The sequence below is a fragment of the Streptomyces sp. NPDC048275 genome, assembly GCF_040652275.1.
Taxonomy (GTDB): domain Bacteria; phylum Actinomycetota; class Actinomycetes; order Streptomycetales; family Streptomycetaceae; genus Streptomyces.
The window spans coordinates 1-25,145 of record NZ_JBEZLR010000100.1; the positions used below are offsets into that span (position 1 = coordinate 1).

Genomic DNA, 25,145 nt, shown 5'->3' on the forward strand with positions numbered 1-25,145 from the left:
GCTGCAAGGCGGAGGAGGGAGGCGACGCGATGGGGGTCCCCCCGCTCGAGCGAAGTCGAGAGTGGGGGAGTCGTTGACCGACGACAACGCCGCAGCTGGGCGTGCCAAGCCCCGCGTCCGCGGCATGATCCGCCGGACAGGCCCCCGGAGCACGACGGAGCCGACCGGCGGGTGCACCGTGCCGGTCGGCTCCTTGGTCGTGCTGTTACGGCGCCGTCTCGTAGGTCCCCGGAGAGGACCGTGGGCCGCGTGCCGGTTGGCGATGCCGGCGGGGTCGGCCTTGACTCAGACGGGTTGGTGGAGCGGGATGACCTGCTGGACCGCTTCCACGGCGGGGATGAGTCAGGGCATCGGCAAAGGGCCCAATGCGGACAGCGGCGCGATCATCGCCCGCGCCAGAAGGAAGACTCCATCACCGTCGGCACATCCAGGCTCGAGGCCGGCGGAACTGCGCGTTCTTCTGCGCCCGTTCAGGACCTGCCGAGTGTCAACAACGCTCGTGATCAATACAGCTGGGAAATCCGAATCAATACAGCCAGGAAATGCGAACGACCTCGTCGGTCACTGTATGACGACATGGCCGAGGCCGTTCAGGACGGCGGCGAGCGCGGTGTTCAGGACGGCGCGGACCGTCTCGAAGCGGTGACGGCCTTGGCTTCGAGACGGTCGGCGTCCGCCATCGCGAGTGCCGCGGTGTCGAGACGGGCGCGGGCGATCCACCCGACGGTGGACCGGGTGCCGTCACTCCATACCCACCGCGCCGGGTGCACCGGCCGGACTGGTTGCCCGGCCGTGCGCCGACCGGTCAAGTGATCGCCGGCCTGGTCCCGTCAGGCAGCGCGCAGGCGTCGCCGGCGTAGGGGCGTGAAACGATCTGTCCGCCGGCGGCCGTGCATTCGTCTCTGGAGATGTTCGGAGACGAGGCGGCCCCGGCGCTGACAGCGCCGACGGCGCTCACGCCGGCAAGGGTTGCCGCGGCCAGGGCGAGGCCCAGGATTCTTCGCATGCGCATGACTTCCTCCTCCTCTCAGGCGCCTTCGTTAGGCCTTCGGGAAGGACAAGTCTCAAGACGACGGCGCCCTCTTGCTCAGCATGGGCGCTCCACATGAGGCCCGCGAGGTGAGGCTGGGCGCCGCGCCCTGACGGTGACTGCCCGGCCCCTCAGAGGCATGACGTCACCGACCTCGACCGGCCGCATCGGTACGCCGCGTGCGCGTCGGTACGCCGCGTGCGCGTCGGTAGGAGCGGGGCGACGTCGATGTCCTTGGCGTCGAGACTGCCCACCAGGGCCGCGTTGTGTCCGGGCAGGCCGGGGGTTGAGGAGGAGACGGGCCGTACCTGCCTCCGACCGGTGCCGGCGGGCGGCTGCCGCGCGCGGTCCTCTAACGCGGTTCGTGGGCCGCCGCCCGGCAGGCAGCGGTCGCGGCGCCGCCCGCCACTCCGGCCCCGGTCAGCCCGGTCACACAACCCTGCAGGTCTCCGACCACGCCACGGCTGCAGGCCGCTGTGACGGAGTCGGAAGCGGTGGCACCGGCCAGTTCGGCCATCTGTGTGCAGGCGGGGATGTCCGCCCGGACCGCGGGAGCGGCGAGGACCGCACCACCGAGGGTGAGGGTCAGGCCGGTGAGGGCACCGGCGATACGGGTCGACGTGCGCATGGGACGCACCTGCCTTCCGGGTTGGTCGCGCGGTCCTGGTCCCGGCGGGCCGGATCCACGCGGTAAGGCCGCCTGGCGACGCTCGGTGAGTGGTGCCCCGGCCGGCGGGCTCACAGACTGACCGCACGATTCTGCGTCGCATCCATTGAGCCGCACCGGGACATGGTCGCCAGGCCGAAGGAGAGGGCCCCGGACCGGATGAGCCGCACTCGGACCTCCACTCGCGGGCCCCTCACTCCAGCGTCGCATCCTCTCCCCCGCCCGTCCTGGGCATCCGGGGGGCGGCCGCGCTGAGTAACTGCGATTGCGCGAAGCGCGGTAGCCGGCCCGTCCGGCCGACCAGGTGGATCGGACGGCCCAGCGTCCCGCCCGGCCTGTCCCCTGCACACCGCCGGGCGCGGCTCGGCATGGTGCGAGCCGCCTAGGGAAGCCCCCAGCCTCCGGTTGCCCGAAGAGCGTGCCGGACGGTTCGCCGTGCGAGGACCCGGCTCGCGGGAGCCTCTCGCGGTCCAGGTCCACCGATCGGTGGACGCGAAGTTCAACCGGGCGCCTCTGTCCGCCAACTACCCTGGCCAGCAAGGATTTTGGGCATGATGTCATTCACTGTGCGCATGGCGCGTTGGAGCGCTCGGCACCCCTGGAGGGCCATCGTCGGCTGGTTCGTGTTCGTGGTGCTGTGCCTGGGGATCGGCAGTGTCGTCGGCACACACAGCGCGACGACGGCCGACTACCGGGTCGGCGAGGCCGGCCGGGCGGAGGCGATGGCCGCCGAGGGGCATCTGGAACGCAGGTCCACCGAGCAGGTGCTGATCTCTCCAAGGTCGGGCCCCCTCGATCGGACCGCGGCCGAAGCCGCCGCGAATTCGGGATGCTGGATTGGTCGCACCAGCTCTGAACTGCAGAAACGCGGCCTTCCTGGGATGCCGAATGGAATGGAGGACCGTGGGGGCGGCTGACGAGACCGCCGGCTCTTGCGAAACGGGCACACATGAACACCTCGACGCACATCGACACCGACATCGGCTCGACCTCGACATCGGCTTGGGCGGACGGGAGTTGAGCCCTCATCTGGACGGATGGCCCATCGCGCGGCTCAGGGGCACAGGGACACCGGTCCGTGACAGGCGCGGCCCCGTTTCCGGGGCCGCAGGCCCTACTCTGATCCCCGTGAGGCAGGCAGACGCTGGGAAGGATGATCGGCGATGACGCCCCTGAACACCGGGGACCCGGAGTCCATAGGCGGGTACACCCTTCTCGGTCGGCTCGGGGCGGGCGGCATGGGAGTCGTCTATCTGGGAGTCTCCGCCTCGGGACGGCAAGTCGCGGTCAAGCTCGTGCGCGAGCCGTACGCCCAGGAGGAGGAGTTCCGGACGCGCTTCCGGCAGGAGATCGGGGCAGCGCGCAGAGTGAGCGGCGCCTTCACCGCGCCTGTCGTGGACGCCGACCCGGACGCCGACCGGCCGTGGATGGCGACGCTCTACGTGCCGGGGCGCAACCTTGCCGAAGTCGTGGAGAAGGACGGCCCGCTGAGCCAGCGGGAACTGCGCGCGCTGGGGCTGGGGCTCACCGAGGCACTGCGCGACATCCAGCGGGCGGGCCTGGTGCACCGGGACCTCAAACCGGGCAACGTCCTGATGACCGAGGACGGGCCGCGCGTCATCGACTTCGGCATATCGCGGGCTTCCGACCACCAGAGCCTCACCACGACCGGGCGGATGATCGGCACTCCGCCCTTCATGTCGCCGGAACAACTGGCCTCCCCCCGGGACGTCACCCCGGCCTCGGACGTGTTCTCGCTGGGGTCGCTGCTGGTGTTCGCTGCCGTCGGCACGGGACCGTTCGACGCCGACAGCCCGTATATAACCGGCTATCAGGTGGTGTTCGGGACCCCGGACCTCGGCGGCGTGCCCGAAGCGCTCCTGGACATTGTCGAGCGCTGCCTGGACAAGGACCCGGCCGCACGGCCGGAACTGACGGACATACACCGCATGCTCCAGGCGCTGCCGGAATCCGACACCACCGGGTCCCCGAAGACCGGGCAGTCCGCGAAACCCCGGCGCCGCCCCACCTCCCGGAGCGCGGCCACCACCTCCGCGGGCGCCGCGACCGGCATCGGTACCGGCACGGGCTCCGGCACGGGCACCGGCATGGGCACCGACTCCGACTCCGGCTCCGACTCCGACTCCGACTCCGACTCCGGCAAGCGACGCCGAGCCCGGATGCGGCTCACCGGCCTCGGCGCGGTGCTGGCCGTCACGGGGCTGTGTGTCGGTGTGGGTCTCTTCGTGTCCGATCCGGACACCACCACCGCCGCCCCCGACGCCACGGCCACCGCCCGTGCCGCGTCACTGCCCGACGGCTGGCGGCCGTGGCGCACGGATCTGCGGTACGACGTGAAGGGAATTCCTCTCGACTACGGCAGCCCCGGATGCGTGACGGAGGGCAGCGCCCTGTTCTGTGGCGGTACGGGCGTCACGGTCGCCAGGATCGACGCGGCCTCCGGCCGCACCCTGTGGCGGACCGGCACCCGCCCTCAGGGAGTGCAGCCGATCGGCGTTCGCGACGGGCTGGTCTATGCGTACGAGGATCCTGACGACAGGACCAGGCGCGTGGTGGCCCTCGACGCCGCTACCGGGCACCGGCGGTGGCAACGCGACATCAGCAAGTCCGAGGCCCCGGTCCTGTACGACGGCGGGTTGCTGACCCTGTCTCCCGACCACTCGTCGTTCGTGGCCTACGGGCCTACCGGCAAGGAACTGTGGCAGGCGTCCTCGCTGGACGAGTACTGCACTCCGTCGGCGCTGGGAGGCGTCCCCTACGCCCTGTGCTCGCAGGGCACCGAGCCCGGCCAGGCCCCGGTCGAGCTGATGAAGCTCGGACCCGGCAGCCTGACCGAAACGGCCACACTGCCCAAGAAGGCGGAAACGCTCGGCGCTGTCGGCGGGCAACCCCTGTTCCTCGCTCCTCAGACCGCGAAGGACGTGTACGAAGCCGGGTACGAACGGCCGTACAACGCGCTGCTGCGGGTGGCCCCGGAAACCGGGCAGGTCAGACGGATACCGCTGGCTCGTCCGCTGACCGGCGCGGCCACCCTCGTGGACGGCGTCGTCTACTTCGTCCGGTCCGACGGGTCGGTCACCGCGGTGTCGGCGGACAGCGGCAAACAACTCTGGCAGAAGGTGACGGACGTGGAGAGCCTGTCCGCGCCCGCGGTGTCGGCGACGTACAAGCGGGTCTATTTCTGCAACCGCTTCGGCCGTCTGCTGGCACTGGACAGTCGCACCGGAGCGGAGGTTTGGCGCACCTCCGCACTGGACGACCCCGGGGACAAAGTGCAGAGCTACCCGCCGCGAGTGCTGCTCGTCAAGGACGCGATCGTGGCGATGGCCGGCGACACGGCCCTCTCCCGGAGCCCTGACGGGCCCACCTGACCGGCCGAGGCAATCACCGCGCACCGTGCGGATCATCCCTCAGACCGCCTACGCCGCCATGGCGGTGTGCATCTGCAAGCCGATGTGTCGGGGACATCCCGCACCCGCAGGTGTCCCACCGCAGCGGAGCCGTCCGGCCCCCGAGCAGCGCCCCCATGTGGGTGCGTGCCCAAAGCGTGCCCATAAGACCGGACAACCACGGTAAACAGCGGCGCGAAACCAGCCCTCAAACTGCACCCCCAGGCGGCGTAACCGCAGGTCAGAAACTGTGCCGCCATCGAAGCGCCGTCGCCCTTCACGCGCCTCAGGCCGGCAGCCACTTCACCACCGCGTCCCCGCACTCGGCCGTCTGTGCGTAGAACGCCCTCAACTCCTGGTGCGCCGCCGCGAACGCATGCCACGTCTCGGGCTCCGCGGTCACGCCGCCGTAGCGCGGCAGCAGTTCGTCGCGGGCGAAATCCCACAGCGCGTCGAAGTCGGCCACCGCCAGGAACCTGGCCACCCGGCGGGCCTGGGCCGCCGTCAGCACCAGGAACGGCGGCTTGTGCCGGTCGGCGCGGAACACCGGTCGGCCACCAAGCACGACCTGAGTCTGGGGCCGGTCCTCGCCACGATGCGGGGGAGAGCCGACATAGATGCGCTCCTGGTCCAGATAACGCTTGTCCAGCACCTCTTCACGGTGCCGGACGACCCGGTGCCGGACGGTATCCGAGTCACCCTCGAACAGTCGTTCAAGCCAGGTCGTGCTGTTGCGCAGTGCGGGGGGCGGCACCGCTCGCAGACGGAGATACGTACTCATGCCAGGAGGAGCGCACGGGGGCGCCGAAGCATTACGTGGCCCAACGGACCCCGTTGCGGGGAAGACGCCTCAACCGTCGTGCGCGCGAGGGTGGGCGGTACCGCGCCGGTTGCCGGGAATCGCTGGTCAGCGGCCGTGCAGCCGCCAAGCGCCGTCGCTTCCCAAGGTGAGAGTGCGAGTTCGATTCTCGTCACCCGCTCCATGCGAAACCCCCAGGTCGGCGACCCGGGGGTTCTTTGTCGTCCAGACCGGCGGGCGGGGCGCGCTCCTGATCATCCTCTGACGAACACGGCAGCCGCCAGCCTCGAGGGTAGGAACAGCAGTACCACCCCCGGTCCGATACTCCCCGGCTACGAGACCGAGCTCGGCCACTGGTTCGACGGCGGCGTCGACCTCAGCGGCGGCCGGTGGCAAAGGATCGCAACCGCGCGGGCTTGAATGCGGCCGACAACCGACCCGAGGCGCATCCCCTTCCGCCCGGCGTCCGTCGTGACATGCAGGGGTGCTTCGCACACCCGCCTCGACCGAAGACCGGAAGATGCTCGAACCCGTCGCCACGCCGGCATCGATCACACGAGCGCGGGAACCGTCACACGACGAAATCGAAAAGGGATCAGTTCCGCAAGGCATGATTCACGGGTTTGAATTGATACCAATGGGAGGGGTGAGTTATCGGTTGATTCCTGATGCGAAAAACCCGCGAACAACACTTAAGTTACCCGTAGGTTTCTCGTGACATATTTCATGATTCTTAGTAGAACTCGTTTCACTTCCGAAAGAGGAGGGAGATCTACATGGGCACCAGACCTGCCAAAACACTGCAAGGAAGAGGTTTATCCCGACGTCGCTTTATTGGAGGAACTGGTTCTATTTTTGGCGCCGCTGCTCTGGGCGCATTCGACATCCCGACCGCCGCGGCGCTCCCTCAGGCCGACCTGATCGAACCCGGCGCACAGGTCACCGCACTCGTGATAGGAACCGGATACGGGGGTTCCGTCACCGCACTGCGACTCGCACGGGCCGGCGTGGACGTCCACATGGTGGAAATGGGCATGGCCTGGGACACCCCGGGAACGGACGGCAAGATCTTCGCCAACACCACCACCCCCGACTACCGGTCCTTCTGGCTTCGCACACGCACCAAGCAGCCCCTGAGCAACTTCCTCGGCTTCCCGATCGACAAGGACGTGCCGCGCTACACGGGCATCCTGGACGCCGAGGAGATGGGCGGCATCGTGGTGTACCAGGGGCGGGGCGTCGGGGGCGGCTCCCTCGTCAACGGCGGTATGGCGGTGACACCCCAGCGGGCCCGCTTCCCCGGAGTCCTCCCGTCGGTCGACGCCGACGAAATGTACGACGTGTACTACCCGCGGGCGAACAGCAACCTCGGCGCCAGCACGATCGACCCGGCCTGGTTCGAGACGACGGAGTGCTATCAGTACGCGCGCGTCGGTCGCAAACACGCAGGACGGTCCGGTTTCCCCTTCATGTTCGTGCCCACCGTCTACGACTGGGACTACATGAAACAGGAGGCCACGGGAGCCGCGACCAAGTCGGCCCTGGCCGGCGAGATCCTGTACGGCAACAACCACGGCAAGAAGTCCCTGCCGAAGACCTATCTCGCGCAAGCCCGCGCGACCGGCCGGGTCAGCATCTCACCGCTGCACAGGGTCACCGCGGTGACGCCCGCCACCGGCGGCTACTCCGTGACCATCGAGCAGCTCGACACGAGCGGAGCCGTCACCACCACCAAGACCGTACTGGCCGGGCGGGTGTTCTTCGCCGCGGGAAGCGTCGGCACCAGCAAGCTGCTGGTCGGTCTGAAGGCGACGGGCGCGCTGCCCGGCCTCAACGACGAGATCGGGAGGGGATGGGGCGACAACGGAAACGTCATGTGCGGCCGGGCGAACCACCTGTGGGACCCGACCGGAGCGCTCCAGTCGTCCATCCCGACGGCGGGCATCGACAACTGGGCCGCGGGCGGTGCGTTCGCCGAGGTGGCGCCGCTGCCGACAGGCATCGAGACCTGGGCGTCGTTCTATCTGTCGATCACCAACAATCCCCACCGTGGCCGGTTCACGTGGAACGCGTCGACGGGGAAGGTGGAACTGGACTGGCAGACCGCGTGGAAGCAGCCGTCGATCACCATGGCGAAAACGATCTTCGACAAGATCAACGCCACGGAGGGCACCATCTACCGCACGGACCTCTTCGGCGCCAACAAGATCTGGGGCGACCATCTCACGTACCACCCGCTCGGTGGAGCGGTCCTCAACAAAGCCACTGACAACTACGGCCGCCTGCACGGCCACCCGGGCCTGTATGTGATGGATGGTGCACTGATCCCCGGCAACACCACCGTCAATCCCTTCGTGACCATCACCGCGCTCGCCGAGCGCAACATCGAGAAGATCATCGCCGAGGACTTCTGACCGTTCCCGCGCCCCGTCCGGGCGCCGTGCGGACAACTGTGGGCCGTGGCGGATGTGCCCCGGCCCGCAGCCCGAAATGCCTCATGCACCCTGTGCCGAAGGCAGCACACAGACGCTGTCGAGACCCAGCACATGATTGAGACGGCCGAACGCCAGCCATGAGCCGATGCTCATGGTCAACTCCACGATCTCCGCCTGGCTGTAGTGCGCCTTCATCCGGTCCCAGAACTCATCGTCCAGGTGGTGATGGTCGAGTGCGTAGCGCTCCGCGTACTCGGCGGCGAGTCGGGTCCGTTCGTCGAAGGTGCCCGTGGTCCGCCACTGCGTGACCGCGTCGAGGAACCCCTCCTCGACCTTCTCCCCGTCGCGTTCGGTGCGCCAGTCCAGGCAGAACAGGCACCCGTTGATCTGCGCGATGCGCAGGCGGGCGGCCTCGAACTCGCGCAGTCCGAGGGTCGTGTACTGATAGACGGACAGGGAGAAGGCGCTGGCGGCCTGACCGATCTTGGGCACCAGGTCGCCCCAGACGTACGGGATGGGCTCGGCGCCCTCGGGGATGTCGATCTGCATGATCACTTCTTTCCCAGTCTGCCCACCGCGGGGCGCAGCGGGACGTCGAGTGCGTCGAAGAGACCCGGTTCGGCCTCGACGAGCCAGTCGATGGCGTTCACCAGACGGCCGGCCGCCGTGGCGTTGCCGCCGGCGGCTCTGTTCTCTCCCTCGTCCGTGGCCTCCACCGTGACCTCTATGCGGGGGCGCCCTTCGATGATCACGCGATGTGCGCCCGCCCCACCGTCAGGCGGTGCCGGCCAGTCCGGGGCACAGGTGGCGTGAATGCGGGTGACATGCTCGATGACGATGCAGGGCTCGCCCTCCACCACGCCCTGCACCTCAAGACGCACCGCTCCCTGGGTGCCGGCCGAGAACTCCCCCATCGTGTCCGTGACGACGGACGTTTCGAGGGGACGGCGTTCCAAGGTCTCCTCGATGCGGTCCAGTTCGACGCCCAGGGCCCGTGCCATCATCCGCAGCTGTCCGCCCCAGATCATCGTCGGAATACCTTCGGCGAGCATCAGCGGCTGATAGTCCAGAGGATGTCCCATACCGATCAGCTGGCGAACCGCTTCCTCCTGGTCGTACGTCGAGTAGTCGAAGATCTCCTGGCAGCGGACGGCGTCGATGTCGGACCCCAGCCCGCTGACCAACAGCGGGAGCACGTCGTTGGCCCAACCGGGGTCCACACCCGACACGAACAACGAGCCGCCCCCGGCCTCGACGGACTCGAGCAGCACGTCGCGGATCTCGTCAGGCGCGTTCGTACAGTCGTACATGCCGTACAGGGACGGTGTGACGACCACCGCGCCGGCGCGGACCGCGCGGTTGATGTCATCGAGGGCACCGTCCAGGCGGACGTCACCGGACGCCGCGTACACGACCGCGCGGGGGGCTCCGGAGAGAACCCCGTCCACATCGTCCGTCGCCGTCACCCCCAGGCGCCGCCCGAGTCCGCTGAGTTCGCCCGCGTCCTTGCCGACCTTGGCGGGACTGGACACCAGCACGGCCACCAGGCTGAGCATCGGGTGCGCCGCGACAGCTCGGATGGCCGCGCGCCCGACGTTGCCTGTGCCCCAAACCACCGTGGGAATCATGGGCGGAGGGTAACGATGCACCCCAAAACTTCCCATAGCCGTGCACGAGGAATCGGATCCCGAGCATCGACGAAGCCCGACCGTCGGTCAGGTCCCGGACGAGTCTCCGCCCCCGGACAGGCAGGGGATGCAACCATTCCCTGCAGAGCCCGAACCCCCCGGAAGCCGGCGGCGAGCAATGAAGGAGAGATCGAACCTTGAGAGTCACACGGTGCTGATCGTGCCCGGCAGCACGGCGGCCGGGTGACTCGAGAGCGGCGCCCGGCCGGACATCAGAAGCTCGATCAGGGCCAGCAACAGGTTGCGGCTTGCCAGGCGCTGCCGGAGGTCGCCCATGACGACGGGGGTGTGCGGGTCGAGGTCGAGTGCCTCCCGGACCTCGGGCTCAGTGCGGTCCTGGCGTCCGTCGAAGCAGTTGACGCCGACGACGAACGGGATGCCACGGCTCTCGAAGAAGTCGATCGACGCGAAACTGCTCGTCAGCCGCCGGGTGTCCACGAGGACGACGGCGCCGAGCGCCCCGTGCACCAGGTCGTTCCACATGAACCAGAAGCGTTCCTGGCCGGGTGTGCCGAAGAGGTACAGCACGAGTTGGGAGTTCACGGTGATCCGGCCGAAGTCCAGGGCCACCGTCGTGGTGGCCTTCTGGTCCACCCCGTCGATGTCGTCCACGCCGACGCCCGCGACCGTCAGATGCTCCTCGGTGTTCAGGGGCACGACCTCGCTCACGGCACCGACCATCGTGGTCTTGCCCACGCCGAATCCGCCCGCGATGAGTATCTTCACCGCCGCCGGAGCCTGGGCCGCGGTGGAGTGCGTCGCGCGTGTCCCGACCTGGTCGTCAGAGTCTGAGTAGGCCATCTTTCACCGCCTGAAGAAGTGTCATGTCCAGTCCCTGGCCCACCGCGACCGCCAGCGGTGGCCGGGCCGTCACCCTGCCGAGCGCGATCAGGTCGGAGACAAGGATCTTCGTCACCGCCACGGGCAGGTTCAGCTCGGCGGCGACCTCGGCGAGAGCCACCGGGGTGCGGCACTGCTGGAGGATCAGCCTGTGCTCGGGTTGCAGGCCACGGGACGAGAGCTGCTCATCGGGTGTGACAACCGTCGCGATCATGGTGATGAGGGTGAGGTCGTCCCGAGCCGAGGTCGTGCGCCCCTGGGTGATCGTGTACGGCCTGATGAAGCTCTGTTCCGCGTACTCGTCGTCCGGTTCCGCGTCCGCCCAGTGGCTCACCCACGTCCTCCCCCACTCTCGGCGTCGCTGGAGCGACGGGACGCCGATCCCTCGGCGTCCTCCCGCACCACACGGGCCTCGGTGCCCAGGCGTTGCCCGACCTGCTGAACGAGGGTGTGCATCGCCACGGACATCACCTCGGCGTCCACCTCCTGGTCCGCGACGACCGCCAGGTGCGTGCCCCGGCCGGCGGAGCTGACGAAGAGCCAGAGGTCACGGAGCTCGATGATGACCTGGTGGACCGGTCCGCCGCCGAAGACGTCGCCGACTCCGCGGGCCAGGCTCTGCTGGCCGGTGGCGATGGCGGCCAGGCGTTCCGCGTCGACCCGCTCGATACTGCTGGACTGGCTGACCACCAGGCCGTCGTCGGACAGCACGATGGCGTTCCTGGTGCCCGGAACCTGGTCGACCAAGCGGTCGAGCAGCCAGTCGAGGTCGGAGTTGGTGGCAGTGGTTCGCAGAGTCATCGTGTGTCTTCCTTGCGGGCGCCGTCGTGGCCCGGTGAGGGGTGAGTGGGCTGTTGATCGGAGTCGAGCCCGAGCCGGGCGATCCGGGACTGGCGCTGGAAGGCGCCGACGGTGGCGCCGGAGCGGCGCGGCGCGATCCGGCGCGGCAACGGCTCCGTCTCCGACGTCTCCACGTGCGGCGCCTCAGCGTACACACAGGAAGGCTCACGGAGTTCGGCGGCCAGACTGGCCTGCCGTACCCGGCGGGGCAGCGGCTCCGAACTCGCCGTGGGGGGCACGGCGGTGGCGCGGGCCGGCGGTCCGGTCCTGGGGCCGATGACCGGGAGCGTGGACGCCTCCTGGTCGCCGGGCCGCGGTTGCGGTGGGAGTTGCGGCTGAGGCTCCGGCCGCGAACCCCGGGGATCTCCGTCCTGCTCGGAGCGGGGCGCGCCGATGATCGCGAGTTGCGCCGGGACAGCGCCGTCCGGCGACTCCGAGCGCGGCCTCCCGTCGGAGATCAGCTCTGCCGGCACCAGGACGACCACCCGGGTGCCGCCGAAGGACGAGGGCCGCAGCTCCACGTTCAGCCCCAGGTTGGCGGACAGCCGCGCCACGACGTACAGGCCGAGGCGGGCGTCGTCGGCGCGGGACATCACGTCCATGCGGGGCGGGTCGGCCATCAGGCGGTTGGCCTCGGCGTACTGCTCGGGGTCCATGCCCATGCCGCGGTCCTCGATCTCGACCGCGACGCCGCGGCCCACCCGGGACGCGGACACCTCCACCGGAGTCGGCGGTTTGGAGAACGACACCGCGTTCTCCATCAGTTCGGCCAGTACGTGCACCATGGGACCGACCGCGCGCTCGGACAGCCAGATCTCGTCCTCGGTGTCGATCCGGATGCGCCGGTAGTCCTGCACCTCGCCCTGCGCGGAGCGCAGCACGTCCAGCAGCAGCACGGGTTTACGCCAGCGCCGCTGGGGCTGACCGCCACCGAGGATGACCAGGTTCTCCTCGTAGCGCCGCAGTCGGGCGGCCAGGTGGTCGACGTCGAAGAGTCCTTCCAGGACCTCGGGGTCCTCGTGCTGCCGCTGCATCTCGCCGAGACGTTTCATCTGCATGCCGATCAGCAACTGGGTGCGTCTGGCGATGCGCTGCAGCAGGCGCTCGAAGCCGCGGTACTGCTCGACCTGTCGCACGGCTGTCTCCAGGGCACTGCCGCGGGCCTGGTTGAGAGCCTGGCCGAGCATGCCCAGTTCGTCGTTGCCGTAACGGATCTCGGGCAGTTCGGCGTCCGTGTCGACCGTCTCGCCCTGCCGCAGCCGCTCCACCATGTCGGGCAGCCTGGTCTGCAGCTCCAGCGCCGCGGAGCGGAGCCCGGAGATGCGTTGGCGCAGGACGCCGGTGAGCCGCATCGAGATCAGGAACACCAGCAGTACGGCCGCGGCGCCCACGGCACTGTTGACGACCAGGTCAGTCATCATGGCGCTCAGTTCGTCCTCGGTGGCGCTGACGAGGTAGCCGGAGTACGCGCCACTGGCCTGCAACAGCTGGGGTGTTATCGCACCGTAGCTCTGCTGCCACTCCTTGCCGAGCTGTGCGGACACCGGGGTCCGGCCGTCCCCCCCGAGGCTCTCGGCGTTGAGGGCCGTCTGCTCGATCCCGGTCTTCTGTTTCCAGGCCGTGCCGGACAGCACGCCCTGATACGTCTTGGCGTACTTGCCGGGCAGCCGCGGTACGACTTTGTCCTCGTAGATGTGCTGCTGGCTGCCGATCACCTCGGCGAGTTGCAAGCGCTGCGCACTGGTGAAGCGACCGCTCGCCGTTCCGGCGGTGAAGATCGCGCTCTCGCGCGAGAGCATCTCCTGGCCCCATTGCGCGTCGAGCACCGGCCTGGTGAGGACGGTGACCTCGCCGATGCCGACGCTGGTGAAGTCCTCGAACAACTGCATGTCCGAGGCGATGACACCGGTGTAGCTGTCGAACGTCTGCTCCTGGGTGGCGTCCCGCTTGTCCACCGCGTCCCGGTACTCGGGCAGTCGCTCCAGACTTCGACCGACCCGCTGGAAACTCTTGGTGAGACCGGCCGGCACGGAGTCGGAGAGTGCTTCGAAGGCCTGGACGGACCGGTCGGTGAGCTCACGCTGCTTCGCCAGATTCGACAGACCGGCCTTGGGGTCGGCGAGTGCCGCCGCGCTCAGTTGCCGCTCTGCCTGCAACTGGTAGAAGACGGTGACGATCGGCTGCCCGAGCTGCTTGCCCGCGTTGTTGCGGTCGTGGACGCTCTTCCAGTTGCCGTAGAGCTGAGCCGAGTTCATCGCCCACAGGGTGGCCAGGGCGATGGTGGGAACCAGGGCCAGGATGAGCAGGGTCGTACGCACCGACAACCCGCGCGTCGGAACCGTCTCCTGGCCGCCTTGCCGCCGTTCCGCTTCTTGGCTTGTCTGCTGTTTTGCCGCTTGCGCGTGAAATGTCACGGAAGTCCCCGCCATGCTAGCGATGGCGGACTGGTCCGAAATAAGGTCCGCGCCATGTCAGGGGAAGCCTACTCATCACACAATTGATCTCAATAGTTTGATCGTTCAAATTGGCACCGGCGGCTCGGGGGACCGTTCATGCACGTCTCGTGACGGGGGGGCAGGTCCTCCGGCCACTCCTGGACCGCCTACTCCGGCGTCGCGCCCACGGCGTGCCCGTAAGCGCAGACAACCACGGTCCTCAGCAGTGCGATCCGGCCCTCACACCACCTCAGAGGCAAGGTATCTACGCAGGTCAGAGCACTAGAGCCCGCGCAAGCGCCGTCGCTTCCCAAGCTGAGAGTGCGAGTTCGATTCTCGCCACCCGCTCCATGTGAAACCCCGAGGTCGATGACCCGGGGGTTCTTTGTACTGCCTCGCCGGTCGGCTCCAGCCTGCGTATCGTCTGCGCCGGGGACGAGGTTCGATGACGGCACGAGTTGTGCCGGGAGCAGGGGGACGATGAGCAGGAGACGCTACGTTGCCAGGGGTGTGCCAGGCGGCTACCGAATCTGGAACGACCGAGGACGCCGATGGTGGGGCGACCTCTACGAGTTGTGCCCTGACGATCTCCTGGCCGAACTCAATGGTCAGGCGGACCAAGCGCGGATCACCGCGCTGATGAAGCGCTACAGATCACAGAAGCGATAGCCGGCGCCGAGTGCTGGACGACGACGCGCACCACAAGCGCACCAGATCGAGCGGGGAACAGCGGGGAACCACGGTGAAAGCAACCGAGCCCTACGAGGCCGTCCTTCAACCGTTCGCCCAGGCCAGCGCCCCCACCGGCCCCACCGGCCCCAAATGATCGCAGCTTCCCAAGCTAAGAGTCCAACCACTCAGTGCGGCCGCAGAAGCTCGTGCAGTCAGGCATGTGCGGTCCGTCGCGCATGCCTCGCAAGAATCCAGCGGATCACCGGACAACCCCGGGATACGCTCGCAACCTTGACATAGGTCGGCCATCTGATTTCGGCGGGATTATGAGGATTTCAGCGCGTGGTTCCTTACCGCGCAAAATGACGAGCGCGGCGTTCGCCGTCGTGCTGCTCACGGGGGGAACGGTTGCCTGCGGAGGGGGCGCCGAGAGTGATTCCGCGAATGAGGACCCGCCCAAGGTGACGCCCGCGGCGGCCGTGGCGGAGGCGGCGAAGAAATCCGAGGACATCGCGTCGCTCCACTATCGGATCACCGGGACCATGCCGGAGAAGGGCCGTATGGAGGCCGAGGCATCCATGAGCACGGAACCGCTGGCCATGAGTATGAAGATGACCGCGGTCGACCAGGGCCGGGACGGCCGGCTGGAGATCCGGTTCGTCGATGAGGTGATGTACGTCGGCGGAAGTGCGGTCGCCTCCAAGAAGTTGGACGGCAGGAGCTGGTTCAGAGCCGACCCGGCCGTATGGGGCCGTGGCGTGGCGGACAACAACTCCTACGGCGTACTGCCGCGCCAGATCGAGGGGAGCCCGGCCGTGCAGTCCACGATCCTGACCGGCTCCAAGGACCTGCGGAAGATCGGGACAGAGAGGATCGACGGCACCAGGACCACTCACTACAGAGGAACGGTCACCGGTAGCGGCTTGTCGGCCGCCCGTGACGCTGCAGCAGACAAGGCGACTCGGGAGCGCCAGATCGAGAGCCTTGACCAGTTCTATGCGCTGGGCGTCGACGACACACTCACCATGGACCTGTGGATCGACGACGACGACCGCGCCAAGCAGTTCCGCATGCGGGGCAAGACCGACGACATGCGGGACGGCACCGACGGCGAACCGCTTGACCTGACCATCACCTTCCTCGGCGTCAACGAGCCGGTGACCGTCGAGACCCCGTCGGCCGGGGACACCGTCGACCTCGGCGCGCTGGCGGACGACGCGCAGGAAGGCGGAGCGACACCTGGGGAAGAGTGAACGCCTGGCCACGCCGGCACCGTCTCAGTTTCCGTCTCATTCAGCCACGTTCACCGTCGTTCAGGGAGGGTCGGACGCGATGGCCGTGTCGCCACCCGCACGGGCATGAACGCAGGTGAACACCTCTGGACGACCCTCAGCACCCCACCAACAGACTTGGAAATCGTGCGCCGTGAGTCATCAAGTGAGGGCGCCGGAAAGCCACGTGCGCCAGACATGTCGCGTGTTCGACATCTCGGGACGATCAAGGAGCCAGACTCCGCTCGGCTGAGGAACGTCGGCTCCGACGGGCCACCACGGGGGGCGCGCGCCCGTGCCGGGGAAGGCGGGATCGGGCCGAGCGGCCCGGTTCCGCCCGCTGCTCGCTCAGTTGTCCGGGAACTCCCCCGGGATTGTCCTTGATCGGTAACGGACGCATCCCGTGGCCGCCGCTCCTCGTCCTGTCAGATGGTCGCGAGGTGACCAAGGAATGGGCGAGGAACTGCGGGAAAGCGGGGCGGACATGGCGCGGCACGGCGGCGGGCGGGGCTGGTACGGCAAGGTGCTCGGCGCGGCGCTCGGGGTGACGTTGCTCGCCTCCGGTGCCTCGATGTGGACCGCGCAGGCCGGTGCCGTGGGCGGCTCGTCTCCGAAGGCGACCGCGTCGGCCACGCCGGGCAGTGACGTCAAGCCCGTCGCGGTGACCATCGCGCACGCCTCGGACAAGGGGGCGCGCGGCGTCAACCTCACCATCGACGACGGCCCTGACCCCGTGTGGACCCCTCAAGTGCTCGACGTGCTGCGGGAGTACGGGGTGAAGGCCACGTTCTGCATGGTGGGGACGCAGGCGCAGGCCCACCCGGACCTCGTGAAGAAGGTGGTCGCGGCCGGGCACCGGCTGTGCGACCACTCCGTGTCGCACGACACCACCATGGACAAGAAGTCCCAGGCCTACCAGTCGCAGCAGATACTCGACGCCGAACGCATGATCACCGAGGCGTCCGGGGGCGTACGGCCGATGTACTACCGGGCGCCCGGCGGGGCCTTCACCCCGTACAGCCGCACGCTCGCCGCCTCGCGCGGCATGCGCCCGCTGGGCTGGAACGTGGACACCAAGGACTTCGAGGGGCCGGGCACGGACGCGATCGTCGCCACCGTCGAGCGGGAGCTGCCCAACGGGCCGACACTTCTCTTCCACGACGCGGGAGGCGATCGCTCCCAGACCGTCGAGGCCCTGCGCCGAATCCTCCCCCAGCTCAAGGAGCAGGGCTACTCCTTCGGCTTCCCGGTGCGCTGAGCCCCGGCTCTGGTCGATCCCGGCGTTCCAAGAGACAACGAAGCGCCGTCGCTTCCCAGGCTGAGAATGCGAGTTCGGTTCTCGTCACCCGCTCCACACGAGCCCCCAGGTCAGGGACCTGGGGGGTTCTTTGTTTCGTGCCGGCGGGCGGCCTCGGCGGGCTGGTCGGGCGTGCACACATGTCCGCGTGGTGAAAGGCGGCGCGTCGACGAACTGCCGTCCACAGCCTGTGTGTTGCTGTGTCACGGCTGTGCCACGGCGGTGTCCTGAAGGGACGACGGGCGTGACCTGCGGGCTCTGGGGCTCCTCATACTCAGCACAGAGCGGGCAACCGGCGGAAACGCCGTCGGCTCCCCGCTACTCCCCTCCTCGGAAGGAACCTCCCGTGATGAACCGCCACCTGCGCAAGGCCGTTGTCACCGCCGCCGCGATCACCGCCGGACTGCTGATGACGGCGTGCCAGAACGGCACCGACGACAGCTCGTCCGACAAGAGCGGAACGGGCGCGGCGGCGGTCGCGGAGAAGGCGTCGGACTCCAAGAGCTCCAAGGGCGTCAGCGGTTCGTTCGAGAACGGCAAGGTCACCTATCTCGCCCCGGGCAAGTACATCGTGTCCGTGCCGGGCAAGGACGACCAGCAGTTCCTGGTCGCGGAGGACACCGAGGTCTACGGCGTCGGCACGATATGCGGCGAGGCGGGGTCCAAGGTGGACGCGCCCTGCACGCTGGACCAGTTGGAGGCGGCAACCAAGAAGGGTGCCGTGAATGCCGACGTGGAGATGAAGAACGGCATCGCGAGCCTGGTGACCGAGCGGCGTGCCGCCCAGCAGAACTCCGGGTCCGAGGCGGGGTCCGGGTCCTCCGGCTCGGGTTCGGACTCCGGCTCGTCGTCCGACTCCGGCTCGTCGTCCGGCTCCGGCTCCGGCTCCGGCTCCGGCTCCGGCTCCGGCTCCGGCTCCGGCTCCGGCTCCCGCGAGACCGTCGTCGAGGGCATCAACGAGGGCAAGGGCGTCAACGGAACCTGGTTCGGCAACGTCTCCTACCTCGCGCCGGGCAAGTACACGGTCTCCGACATGAAGGGCACCGAGCAGCAGTTCTTCACCGCCGAGGACACCACCATCCTCGGATACGACGACATCTGCTCGGGTGAAGACGGCGAGATGCAGTGCACCGAGGACGAACTGCAGACGGCCGCCAAGAAGGGCTTCAGCGCCGAGGTCGTGATCAGCAACGGCATCGCGACCACCATCCGCGACGACCACTGAGCCACACCCCCACGGCGAGCCGGTGGCCGGCCTCTGCGCCTTGAAGCGGGCCGCCACCGCCTCGGATCCCGAGCTGAGCGTGCGAGTTCGATTCTCGTCACCTCTCGTCACCCGCTCCACACAAAGCCCCCAGGTCAGGGACCTGGGGGGTTCTTTGTTGTCCCAGCGTGATTCACACTGGTTCGGGGTGGGATTCCGGTTGCCGTGCCGGTGCGGCCGTCGCTTCCCACAGCTTGGTGGTCCGTACGTAGCCGTAGATCACTGAGGTCATCGCCAGCAGGAGAAGTGGTCCGTAGGCCCACGGATGGTCGGCCATCTCCAACGGCAGCCAGCGATACGACACCAGGAGCGCGACGAAGACCGCGGCGCCGTAAGCGACCAGTTGGATCCCTGATCGGTCCCAGCCGCGGTCGTGCGTGCGCAGAGCTGCCTCGATCGTGAGCGTGAACACCACGCCGGCAATGAGATCCGCGCCGTAGTGGTAGCCGAATCCCAGCGTCGCGGCGAGCGTGGCGATCAGCCAGAAGGTTCCTGCGTAGCGCAGCGCCTTCGGGGCCTTCCGGGTATGGATGAAGATAGCGACGGCCCATGCCGTGTGCAGGCTGGGCATGCAGTTCCGTGGGGTGATGTCGTCAAACGGCATGGAGTGCGGGGTGTTGAGCGGCGGCAGCGTGTGCGGCCACACATCGGCCACCGCCCACTGCGCGGTGGAGTGCGCCTCCGCCCACAGGCTGACGTCCGCCCAGTGCTCGGTGCCGTTGCCGTAGGCGAAGATCGGGCCGACCACCGGGAAGATCATGTAGAAGGCCGGCCCGAGGAGGCCTATCGCCAGAAACGTGCGCACCAGGTGATGGACCGGGAAGCGGCGCTCGGCCGCCACGTTGCGCAGTTGGTAGAGCGCGACGAGGACCGCGGCGACCGGGAGCTGGCCGTAGACGAAGTCGAGGGCATTGAAGCCGATCGGGCCGCTGGCGGTGACGATCCGGCCCACCAGCCATGACGGGTCGCCCAGCGCGTGATCGGCGGTCGCCACGTACTGGTCGAGCACCGTCGGGCGGGTTTCCGAGGTGATGAGCAGCCAGGTGTCTCCGGTCTTGCGGCCGGTCATCAGCAGCAGGCCCAGCGCGGCGCCCTTGAGCAGCAGAACGCGTTCGCGGCCGGTGCGGCGCGTGACGGCGACGACCGCGCAGCCGAGAGTCACCCAGAGCGCCCCGTTGCCGAAGGGGTGCCCCTCGGTCACCCGAATGTCGGCCGCCCACCGGACCGCCAGGAAGGCGAGGTCGATGCCGATCGCGGCGCCGATCGCGATGAACCGTTGCGGCCAGGTGAACACCACCAGCATCAACGCCATGCTGGCGTACAGCAGACCACCCGATTTAGGGGGGAAGATCACCTCGCGCACCTGGCAGGTGATCGGCCCGGGCAGGCCGTAGCGACGTGCGGCGATCTCCAGCATGATGAGGAATCCGAGGGTCGCCACACCCGCCACGGCCCAGAGTCTCGCCCGTGGTTGACGCCATACGGAGAACCCGATTCTGCGGCTTATTCGCGAAAAGACCTGCGGTTTTATATGTCTCAATTTTTTTACTCGATTTAGCCGATATTGGTTAAAGGTCAGGTTTTGTTTCGCTCGTCACCTTCCGGCGGAAGGAGTTGTGCCTACGGAGACGGAGAGATCTCAGTCCGGGTTCCAGCTCGCCACCTGCTGCATGCTCGAGGCCCAGGTCATCGACCTGGGCCTCTTTGCGGTCCTGTAGTGCACATGGATGTGGCGGGCGTTGCGTCGGCGCCATCGGCGCGTGCTGTACGCCGACCCGGTCAGCCGAACTCCTCGACGTACTCCTCCGGCGGTCCCAGCTCGGGGCGGTCCCGCAACTCCAGGATTCCGCCGAGCCGTTCCAGTTCGAGGACCGTCACGGTGTTCTCGCCCGCGCGCAGGAGCGGTGCCGGGCAGTACAGAGTGGTCTGCGGTCCGATCTCCCAGTAGCGGCCGAGCAGGAAGCCGTTGACCCAGACGAGGCCGCGGCTCGATCCCGGCAGCGCGAGGAAGGTGTCCGCGGGCGTGTCGACGTGCAGCGAAGCGACGGCGAAACCGGCGTGCGTGATCGGGGGGCCGACGGCGACCGCGTCGGCCAGCTCCGCGGAGGTCCACTCCTGCAGCGCGACCGGTGTGCTGTCCCAGCCCTGCACGGTGCGCCGGTCGATGAGGACGGGACCGAGCAGGCCCTTGTGCCGGCCGATGCCCGGGCCGTAGTTCACCCGGCCGAGGTTTTCCACCAGGATCTCCAGGCGTACGACGTCGCCGGTTCCGCGGATGGGGAGTTCCGGGGAGTCGGGGTCGGCGGTGCCGAGGAGGGTGCCGTCGGCGAAGACCAGGGCACGGTCGCGTACGTCGGTGAGGGTCAGTCGGTGCTCACCCGCCGGGATGCGCGGGCGCGCGGTGTGCAGGACCATTCCCGCGTCGAGCCCGAGTTGTTCGAACGAGGCGGGGCGCGGGGCGGTCCAGGTCGGGGCCGGGACGGCGCCGAGGCCGGCGAGCAGGTCGGCGCGGTGGACGAGGGGGACCTGTGCCGGGGGGAGCGTGGGCAGGCGGGCGGGTGACCGGAGGGGGCCGCTCGCGCCCAGGGCCTCGCGTACGGCGAAGAACTTGGCGGTGAGCGTGCCGTCCTCGGCGATCGGCGCGTCGGAGTCGTAGCTCGTCACGACGGACTCCAGCCGACCCTCGTGCTCGTTGGCGCCCGCCCACAGCCCGAAGTTGGTGCCGCCGTGGGCCATGTAGACGCTCACGCTGCCGCCGTCGGCGATGATGCCGCGCAGTGTGCCGACCGCGCTCTCCACTCCGCGGACGTGGTGCGGCTTGCCCCAGTGGTCGAACCAGCCGTTCCAGAACTCGGCGACCACGAAGGGTTCGTCCGGTCGCCGTGCCGCGAGGAGCCGGCGGGCGGCCTCGGGCTTGGAGCCCAGGGTGACGGCCGTGAGCGTCCCGGGCAGCGTGCCGCCGTCCAGCATGAGATCGGTGGGGCCGTCTGCGGTGAACAGCAGCTCCCGGATGCCCCGGGCGGACAGGGCCTGGCGGTTCCAGCGCAGGTAGGCGTGGTCGTCTCCGAAGCTGCCGAACTCGTTCTCCACCTGCACCGCCACGACCGGCCCGCCCTCGGCTGTCTGGAGCGCGGCGATGCGCGGGACCAGCTCGTCGAACCAGTGGCCGACGGCGGAGGTGAACGCCGGATCCGAGCTGCGGACCGCGACGTCCCGGCCGGTGAGCCAGCTCGGCAGACCGCCGTTGGACCACTCCGCGCAGATGTACGGGCCGGGTCGGACGATGACGTCGAGGCCCTCCTCACCCACCGTGCGGATGAACCGCTCGACGTCCCGCCAGCCGTCGAAGCGTGGCGCCTCGTTCTCGCGGGGCTGATGGAAATTCCATGCCACATACGTGTCGACGGTGTTGAGTCCGAGGTCGGCGAGCCGGCGGATCCGGTCCCGCCAGAGGTCGGGGTGGACACGGAAGTAGTGCAGCGCGCCGGACAGGATGCGATGGGGGACGCCGTGCCGGTACACGCGGCCGCCGCGCCAGGTGAGCGCGCCGGCGGCGACGGCCGCCGCGTCGGTCGTGGTGTGGGCCGGGGAGATGGATGTCGTGGGCGGCTCAGTCACGATTGCGAGTCTATGTTATCGATGCCATATGTAACAAGGTCGATAGGATCTGTGGACGGCCGCGACGAACAGGCGCGCCGACCGCGGGAGAGGAGCGCCATGACCGAGGGCACCGCGAGGCCCAGGCAGCCGAGCATGGCCGACGTGGCCCGGACCGCCGGGGTGTCGGCGCAGACCGTCTCGCGCGCGCTGCGCGGCTCGCCGAACGTCGACCCCGAGACCAAGAGGCGTGTGCTCGCCGCCGTGGAACAGGTCGGCTACCGGTTCAACAGCGCCGCCAGGGCGCTTTCGTCGGGACGCAGCCACACCATCGGGCTCGTGCTGCTGGCGTCCGGCGGGTACTACTCGCGCTCGGCGGTGACCGCCGGAGTCGAGGCCGCCGCCGGCGAGGCCGGGTACGCGGTGAACATCGCGACCATCGCCGCGCTCGACACCGGAATGATGGAGGGAGCCCTGGCCAAACTCGCCGACCAGGGCGTCGACGGCTTCGTCATCGCCGTACCGCTCATCTCCGTGACGCGGAAGATCGAGGACATCACCCGCGACATCCCGACCGTCACCCTCGACGGCTCGCGGACGGCGGGCGCCCGGGTGCTCGGGATCGACCAGCAGGAGGCGGGCCGGGTCGCCACGCAGCACCTGCTCGACCTGGGGCACCGCCAGGTCTGGCACATCTCCGGGCCGGACGAGTGGATCGAGGCGCGCCAGCGGCGGCAGGGCTGGCAGGAGTGCCTGGCCGCGGTCGGGATCGAGGCGCCGCCGCTCCTGGAGGGCGACTGGTCGCCCGACTCGGGATACCGGCAGGGGCAGATCATCGCGATGATCCCGGAGGTGACCGCGGTCTTCGTCGCCAGCGACGAGATGGCCTTCGGCGTGATCCGCGCCCTGCGCGAGCGCGGCCGGTCGGTGCCCGACGACGTGTCCATCGTGAGCGTCGACGACATCGCCCTGGCGGCCTACAGCGCTCCGCCGCTGACGACCGTGCGGCAGGACTTCTACCGCTACGGCGCGGCGGCCGTCGCCCTGCTCCTGCGGGGCGACGACGCCGATGTCGACGAATCCGTCGTCACGGCGTCACTGTCGGTACGCGCCTCCACGGCACCGCCGCGCTCCCACTGAGCGACGGGTCGGCGGTTCCCTGAACTGCCCCTTGTGGGCCCCTTGCGCCTTCAGGTGAATCAGTGCCACCGTATGCCTTCATGTTATCGATGCCATCGTAACAAGCGCGGATCGTCATGTGATCCAGATCTCGGGCGCGGTGGCGCGACGTCACGGTGGTGCGGCCTCCGACGAGGGCGGCCCCGGACTTGTTCTCTATCTCTCGCAGCCAGGTGGGCGACTGTCCACGGGAAGGACCCCCAATGAGGAGATCGCACGTCCTCACGGGCGCCGTGGTCACGGCGCTCGGACTGCTCGCCGGCTGCTCGGCCGGCGGAAGCGGCTCGGACTCCGGCAGAACGACCCTCAAGGTCGCCGCCCTCGAAGGCGGCTACGGCCGGGACATGTACGCGCAGGTCATCAAGGCGTACGAGGCCTCACACCCCGACATCGATGTCCAGTTGCAGAGCTCGAAGAGCATCGAGGACGAGATCACCCCGAGCATGAAGGCGGGCAGGTACCCCGACGTCGTGGTGCTCGGCCAGGGCCGCAAGGCCGCCCTCACCGAGACCCTCATCAAGGACAAGGCCCTGGAGGACCTCACCCCGGTCCTCAAGGCGAAGGTCCCCGGCGAGACCAAAACCGTCGGGGACAAGCTCACCGAGGGCATCGTCGGCAACCTCAACACCAACCCGTACGGCACTGATCAGACGTACCTCATGCCGATGTACTACGCCCCGACCGGCCTCTTCTACAACCAGGGCCTGTTCAACGAGAAGGGGTGGAAGGTCCCGGGCACCTGGGACGAGATGTTCGCGCTCGGCGACAAGGCCAAGGCGCAGGGCGTCTCCCTGTTCACCTATCCGACCGCCGGGTACCTCGACTCGTTCTTCTTCGCGCTCCTCGCCGACGTAGGCGGGGAACAGTTCTACACCGACGTCATGACGTACAAGAAGGCCGTCTGGAAGACGGCGAACGCCCGGAAGGCCCTCGACATCACCACCCGGCTGCTGGACTACGCCGCGCCGGCCACCGTCGGATACGCCAACGAGCAGGACTTCACCAAGAACCAGCAGTCCGTCCTCGACAACAAGGCGCTGTTCATGCCGAACGGCACCTGGATCGTCGGCGAGATGGCGGACGCTCCACGGGCGAAGGGCTTCCAGTGGGGGCTGACGCCGCTGCCGGCGGTCACCGCGGGCAGCAAGCGCTACATCACGACGTCGGTCGAGTCGGTCTGGGTCCCCAGCGCCGCCGAGCACAAGGACGCGGCGAAGGACTTCATCGCCTACCTGTACTCCGACGCAGCGGCGAAGACCTTCGCCAAGTCGAACGCGATCCAGCCGATCGACGGCATCGCGAGCAGCCTGTCCAAGGAGAACGCCGAGTTCTACAAGGTGTACGAGGACCCGTCGGTCGCCGCGCTCGTCGGCGGGTTCGCGAGCACGTCACCCGTCGAGGGCGTCGACATCAAGGCCACGCTCTTCGACACCGCCAACAGCATCATCAGCGGCGACACCACCGAGGCCACATGGCAGGCCGCGCTGAACGAGGCCAGCGAGAAGCTGCGCGAGGCGGGCGGCTGACGGTACGTCGGTCGGATGGCGGCCCGTCACGCCCGGCCCGTCACGCCCGGGCCGCCACCGGCGGCGCCTCCGGGGCCCGCGGGACCGGCAAGACCCGCCGGCCCTGTCGTCACCTTCCCGCCTGCCTCGCGGCGGACGACGGGAAGGTGACGACAGGACCTGGACCTCTCCGCTCACCCATGTCTGCTTCGTACG

At 68.7% G+C, this 25,145-nt stretch carries 20 protein-coding genes and 1 pseudogene; 10 read left to right on the plus strand and 11 right to left on the minus strand.

Features of this window, described 5'->3' with window-relative positions:
- Positions 1 to 240 precede the first annotated feature (240 nt).
- A complete protein-coding gene (locus AB0D57_RS38380; RefSeq protein ID WP_362084481.1) occupies positions 241 to 813 on the plus strand; it encodes a hypothetical protein in 573 nt (190 codons plus the stop codon).
- Here AB0D57_RS38380 and AB0D57_RS38385 read toward each other — a convergent pair.
- Both AB0D57_RS38385 and AB0D57_RS38390 read right to left on the minus strand, forming a co-directional pair.
- Complete coding sequence (locus tag AB0D57_RS38385; RefSeq protein ID WP_362084484.1) at positions 806 to 1,012, minus strand: hypothetical protein; 207 nt, start codon at positions 1,010 to 1,012, stop codon at positions 806 to 808. The genes AB0D57_RS38380 and AB0D57_RS38385 overlap by 8 nt on opposite strands.
- Positions 1,013 to 1,382: 370 nt before the next feature.
- Positions 1,383 to 1,658, minus strand: coding sequence for a hypothetical protein (locus tag AB0D57_RS38390; RefSeq protein ID WP_362084487.1), 276 nt, complete (start codon positions 1,656 to 1,658; stop codon positions 1,383 to 1,385).
- 590 nt (positions 1,659 to 2,248) lie between these two features.
- On the opposite strand from AB0D57_RS38390, the pseudogene AB0D57_RS38395 reads away from it, so the two are divergent.
- Together AB0D57_RS38395 and AB0D57_RS38400 are read left to right on the plus strand one after the other, a co-directional pair.
- Positions 2,249 to 2,518 (plus strand): annotated as a pseudogene (locus AB0D57_RS38395) (MMPL family transporter); the annotation flags it as partial.
- 342 nt (positions 2,519 to 2,860) lie between these two features.
- Positions 2,861 to 5,089 (plus strand): serine/threonine-protein kinase, encoded by a 2,229-nt coding sequence (locus AB0D57_RS38400; protein WP_362084490.1) that lies wholly within the window; start codon positions 2,861 to 2,863, stop codon positions 5,087 to 5,089.
- Between the two features lie 304 nt (positions 5,090 to 5,393).
- Here AB0D57_RS38400 and AB0D57_RS38405 read toward each other — a convergent pair whose 3' ends face one another.
- Complete coding sequence (locus AB0D57_RS38405; protein WP_362084493.1) at positions 5,394 to 5,888, minus strand: DUF1877 family protein; 495 nt, start codon at positions 5,886 to 5,888, stop codon at positions 5,394 to 5,396.
- Positions 5,889 to 6,682: 794 nt separating this feature from the next.
- On the opposite strand from AB0D57_RS38405, the gene AB0D57_RS38410 reads away from it, so the two are divergent.
- Positions 6,683 to 8,320, plus strand: coding sequence for a GMC oxidoreductase (locus AB0D57_RS38410; protein WP_362084496.1), 1,638 nt, complete (start codon positions 6,683 to 6,685; stop codon positions 8,318 to 8,320).
- Positions 8,321 to 8,401: 81 nt separating this feature from the next.
- On the opposite strand, the gene AB0D57_RS38415 is transcribed toward AB0D57_RS38410, so the two are convergent.
- From AB0D57_RS38415 to AB0D57_RS38440, 6 genes are all read right to left on the minus strand, one after another.
- The gene (locus AB0D57_RS38415) at positions 8,402 to 8,890 is read right to left on the minus strand and encodes a carboxymuconolactone decarboxylase family protein (protein ID WP_362084499.1); all 489 of its coding nucleotides are present in this window, start codon (positions 8,888 to 8,890) and stop codon (positions 8,402 to 8,404) included.
- Between the two features lie 2 nt (positions 8,891 to 8,892).
- Positions 8,893 to 9,969, minus strand: coding sequence for a dihydrodipicolinate reductase (locus AB0D57_RS38420; protein ID WP_362084502.1), 1,077 nt, complete (start codon positions 9,967 to 9,969; stop codon positions 8,893 to 8,895).
- Between the two features lie 204 nt (positions 9,970 to 10,173).
- Positions 10,174 to 10,830, minus strand: a complete 657-nt coding sequence (locus tag AB0D57_RS38425; RefSeq protein ID WP_362084505.1) for an ATP/GTP-binding protein — start codon at positions 10,828 to 10,830, stop codon at positions 10,174 to 10,176.
- Entirely contained in the window at positions 10,811 to 11,203 is a 393-nt protein-coding gene (locus tag AB0D57_RS38430; protein WP_362084508.1) for a DUF742 domain-containing protein, read from the minus strand. Before AB0D57_RS38430 ends, AB0D57_RS38425 begins: the two co-directional genes overlap by 20 nt.
- A complete protein-coding gene (locus tag AB0D57_RS38435) occupies positions 11,200 to 11,670 on the minus strand; it encodes a roadblock/LC7 domain-containing protein (RefSeq protein WP_362084511.1) in 471 nt (156 codons plus the stop codon). Before AB0D57_RS38435 ends, AB0D57_RS38430 begins: the two co-directional genes overlap by 4 nt.
- Positions 11,667 to 14,027 (minus strand): nitrate- and nitrite sensing domain-containing protein, encoded by a 2,361-nt coding sequence (locus AB0D57_RS38440; RefSeq protein WP_362084514.1) that lies wholly within the window; start codon positions 14,025 to 14,027, stop codon positions 11,667 to 11,669. Before AB0D57_RS38440 ends, AB0D57_RS38435 begins: the two co-directional genes overlap by 4 nt.
- A 597-nt stretch (positions 14,028 to 14,624) precedes the next feature.
- Between AB0D57_RS38440 and AB0D57_RS38445 the strand changes: the two genes are divergently transcribed.
- The 4 genes from AB0D57_RS38445 (at position 14,625) to AB0D57_RS38460 (ending at position 18,609) form a co-directional block, all read left to right on the plus strand.
- Positions 14,625 to 14,813, plus strand: a complete 189-nt coding sequence (locus AB0D57_RS38445) for a hypothetical protein (RefSeq protein ID WP_362084517.1) — start codon at positions 14,625 to 14,627, stop codon at positions 14,811 to 14,813.
- A gap of 365 nt (positions 14,814 to 15,178) precedes the next feature.
- Positions 15,179 to 16,069 (plus strand): LppX_LprAFG lipoprotein, encoded by an 891-nt coding sequence (locus AB0D57_RS38450; RefSeq protein ID WP_362084520.1) that lies wholly within the window; start codon positions 15,179 to 15,181, stop codon positions 16,067 to 16,069.
- A gap of 502 nt (positions 16,070 to 16,571) precedes the next feature.
- Complete coding sequence (locus tag AB0D57_RS38455; protein WP_362084563.1) at positions 16,572 to 17,345, plus strand: polysaccharide deacetylase family protein; 774 nt, start codon at positions 16,572 to 16,574, stop codon at positions 17,343 to 17,345.
- A gap of 388 nt (positions 17,346 to 17,733) precedes the next feature.
- Positions 17,734 to 18,609 (plus strand): hypothetical protein, encoded by an 876-nt coding sequence (locus tag AB0D57_RS38460; protein ID WP_362084566.1) that lies wholly within the window; start codon positions 17,734 to 17,736, stop codon positions 18,607 to 18,609.
- 172 nt (positions 18,610 to 18,781) lie between these two features.
- Here the strand turns inward: AB0D57_RS38460 and AB0D57_RS38465 are convergent, their stop codons facing one another.
- Both AB0D57_RS38465 and AB0D57_RS38470 read right to left on the minus strand, forming a co-directional pair.
- Positions 18,782 to 20,098, minus strand: a complete 1,317-nt coding sequence (locus AB0D57_RS38465) for a phosphatase PAP2 family protein (RefSeq protein WP_362084523.1) — start codon at positions 20,096 to 20,098, stop codon at positions 18,782 to 18,784.
- Positions 20,099 to 20,427: 329 nt separating this feature from the next.
- Entirely contained in the window at positions 20,428 to 22,242 is a 1,815-nt protein-coding gene (locus AB0D57_RS38470) for a glycoside hydrolase family 35 protein (protein WP_362084569.1), read from the minus strand.
- A gap of 123 nt (positions 22,243 to 22,365) precedes the next feature.
- Between AB0D57_RS38470 and AB0D57_RS38475 the strand changes: the two genes are divergently transcribed.
- Together AB0D57_RS38475 and AB0D57_RS38480 are read left to right on the plus strand one after the other, a co-directional pair.
- Positions 22,366 to 23,385, plus strand: coding sequence for a LacI family DNA-binding transcriptional regulator (locus tag AB0D57_RS38475; protein ID WP_362084526.1), 1,020 nt, complete (start codon positions 22,366 to 22,368; stop codon positions 23,383 to 23,385).
- A gap of 242 nt (positions 23,386 to 23,627) precedes the next feature.
- Positions 23,628 to 24,950, plus strand: coding sequence for a carbohydrate ABC transporter substrate-binding protein (locus tag AB0D57_RS38480; RefSeq protein ID WP_362084530.1), 1,323 nt, complete (start codon positions 23,628 to 23,630; stop codon positions 24,948 to 24,950).
- The last annotated feature ends 195 nt before the right edge of the window (positions 24,951 to 25,145 follow it).

Coding starts and splice junctions, on each gene's coding strand:
- AB0D57_RS38480 (WP_362084530.1), top strand. CDS start 23,628: ATGAGGAGATCGCACGTCCTCACGGGCGCCGTGGTCACGGCGCTCGGA.
- AB0D57_RS38400 (WP_362084490.1), top strand. CDS start 2,861: ATGACGCCCCTGAACACCGGGGACCCGGAGTCCATAGGCGGGTACACC.
- AB0D57_RS38445 (WP_362084517.1), top strand. CDS start 14,625: ATGAGCAGGAGACGCTACGTTGCCAGGGGTGTGCCAGGCGGCTACCGA.
- AB0D57_RS38385 (WP_362084484.1), bottom strand. CDS start 1,012: ATGCGCATGCGAAGAATCCTGGGCCTCGCCCTGGCCGCGGCAACCCTT.
- AB0D57_RS38425 (WP_362084505.1), bottom strand. CDS start 10,830: ATGGCCTACTCAGACTCTGACGACCAGGTCGGGACACGCGCGACGCAC.
- AB0D57_RS38450 (WP_362084520.1), top strand. CDS start 15,179: ATGACGAGCGCGGCGTTCGCCGTCGTGCTGCTCACGGGGGGAACGGTT.
- AB0D57_RS38415 (WP_362084499.1), bottom strand. CDS start 8,890: ATGCAGATCGACATCCCCGAGGGCGCCGAGCCCATCCCGTACGTCTGG.
- AB0D57_RS38405 (WP_362084493.1), bottom strand. CDS start 5,888: ATGAGTACGTATCTCCGTCTGCGAGCGGTGCCGCCCCCCGCACTGCGC.
- AB0D57_RS38455 (WP_362084563.1), top strand. CDS start 16,572: ATGGCGCGGCACGGCGGCGGGCGGGGCTGGTACGGCAAGGTGCTCGGC.
- AB0D57_RS38410 (WP_362084496.1), top strand. CDS start 6,683: ATGGGCACCAGACCTGCCAAAACACTGCAAGGAAGAGGTTTATCCCGA.
- AB0D57_RS38420 (WP_362084502.1), bottom strand. CDS start 9,969: ATGATTCCCACGGTGGTTTGGGGCACAGGCAACGTCGGGCGCGCGGCC.
- AB0D57_RS38460 (WP_362084566.1), top strand. CDS start 17,734: ATGAACCGCCACCTGCGCAAGGCCGTTGTCACCGCCGCCGCGATCACC.
- AB0D57_RS38435 (WP_362084511.1), bottom strand. CDS start 11,670: ATGACTCTGCGAACCACTGCCACCAACTCCGACCTCGACTGGCTGCTC.
- AB0D57_RS38475 (WP_362084526.1), top strand. CDS start 22,366: ATGACCGAGGGCACCGCGAGGCCCAGGCAGCCGAGCATGGCCGACGTG.
- AB0D57_RS38390 (WP_362084487.1), bottom strand. CDS start 1,658: ATGCGCACGTCGACCCGTATCGCCGGTGCCCTCACCGGCCTGACCCTC.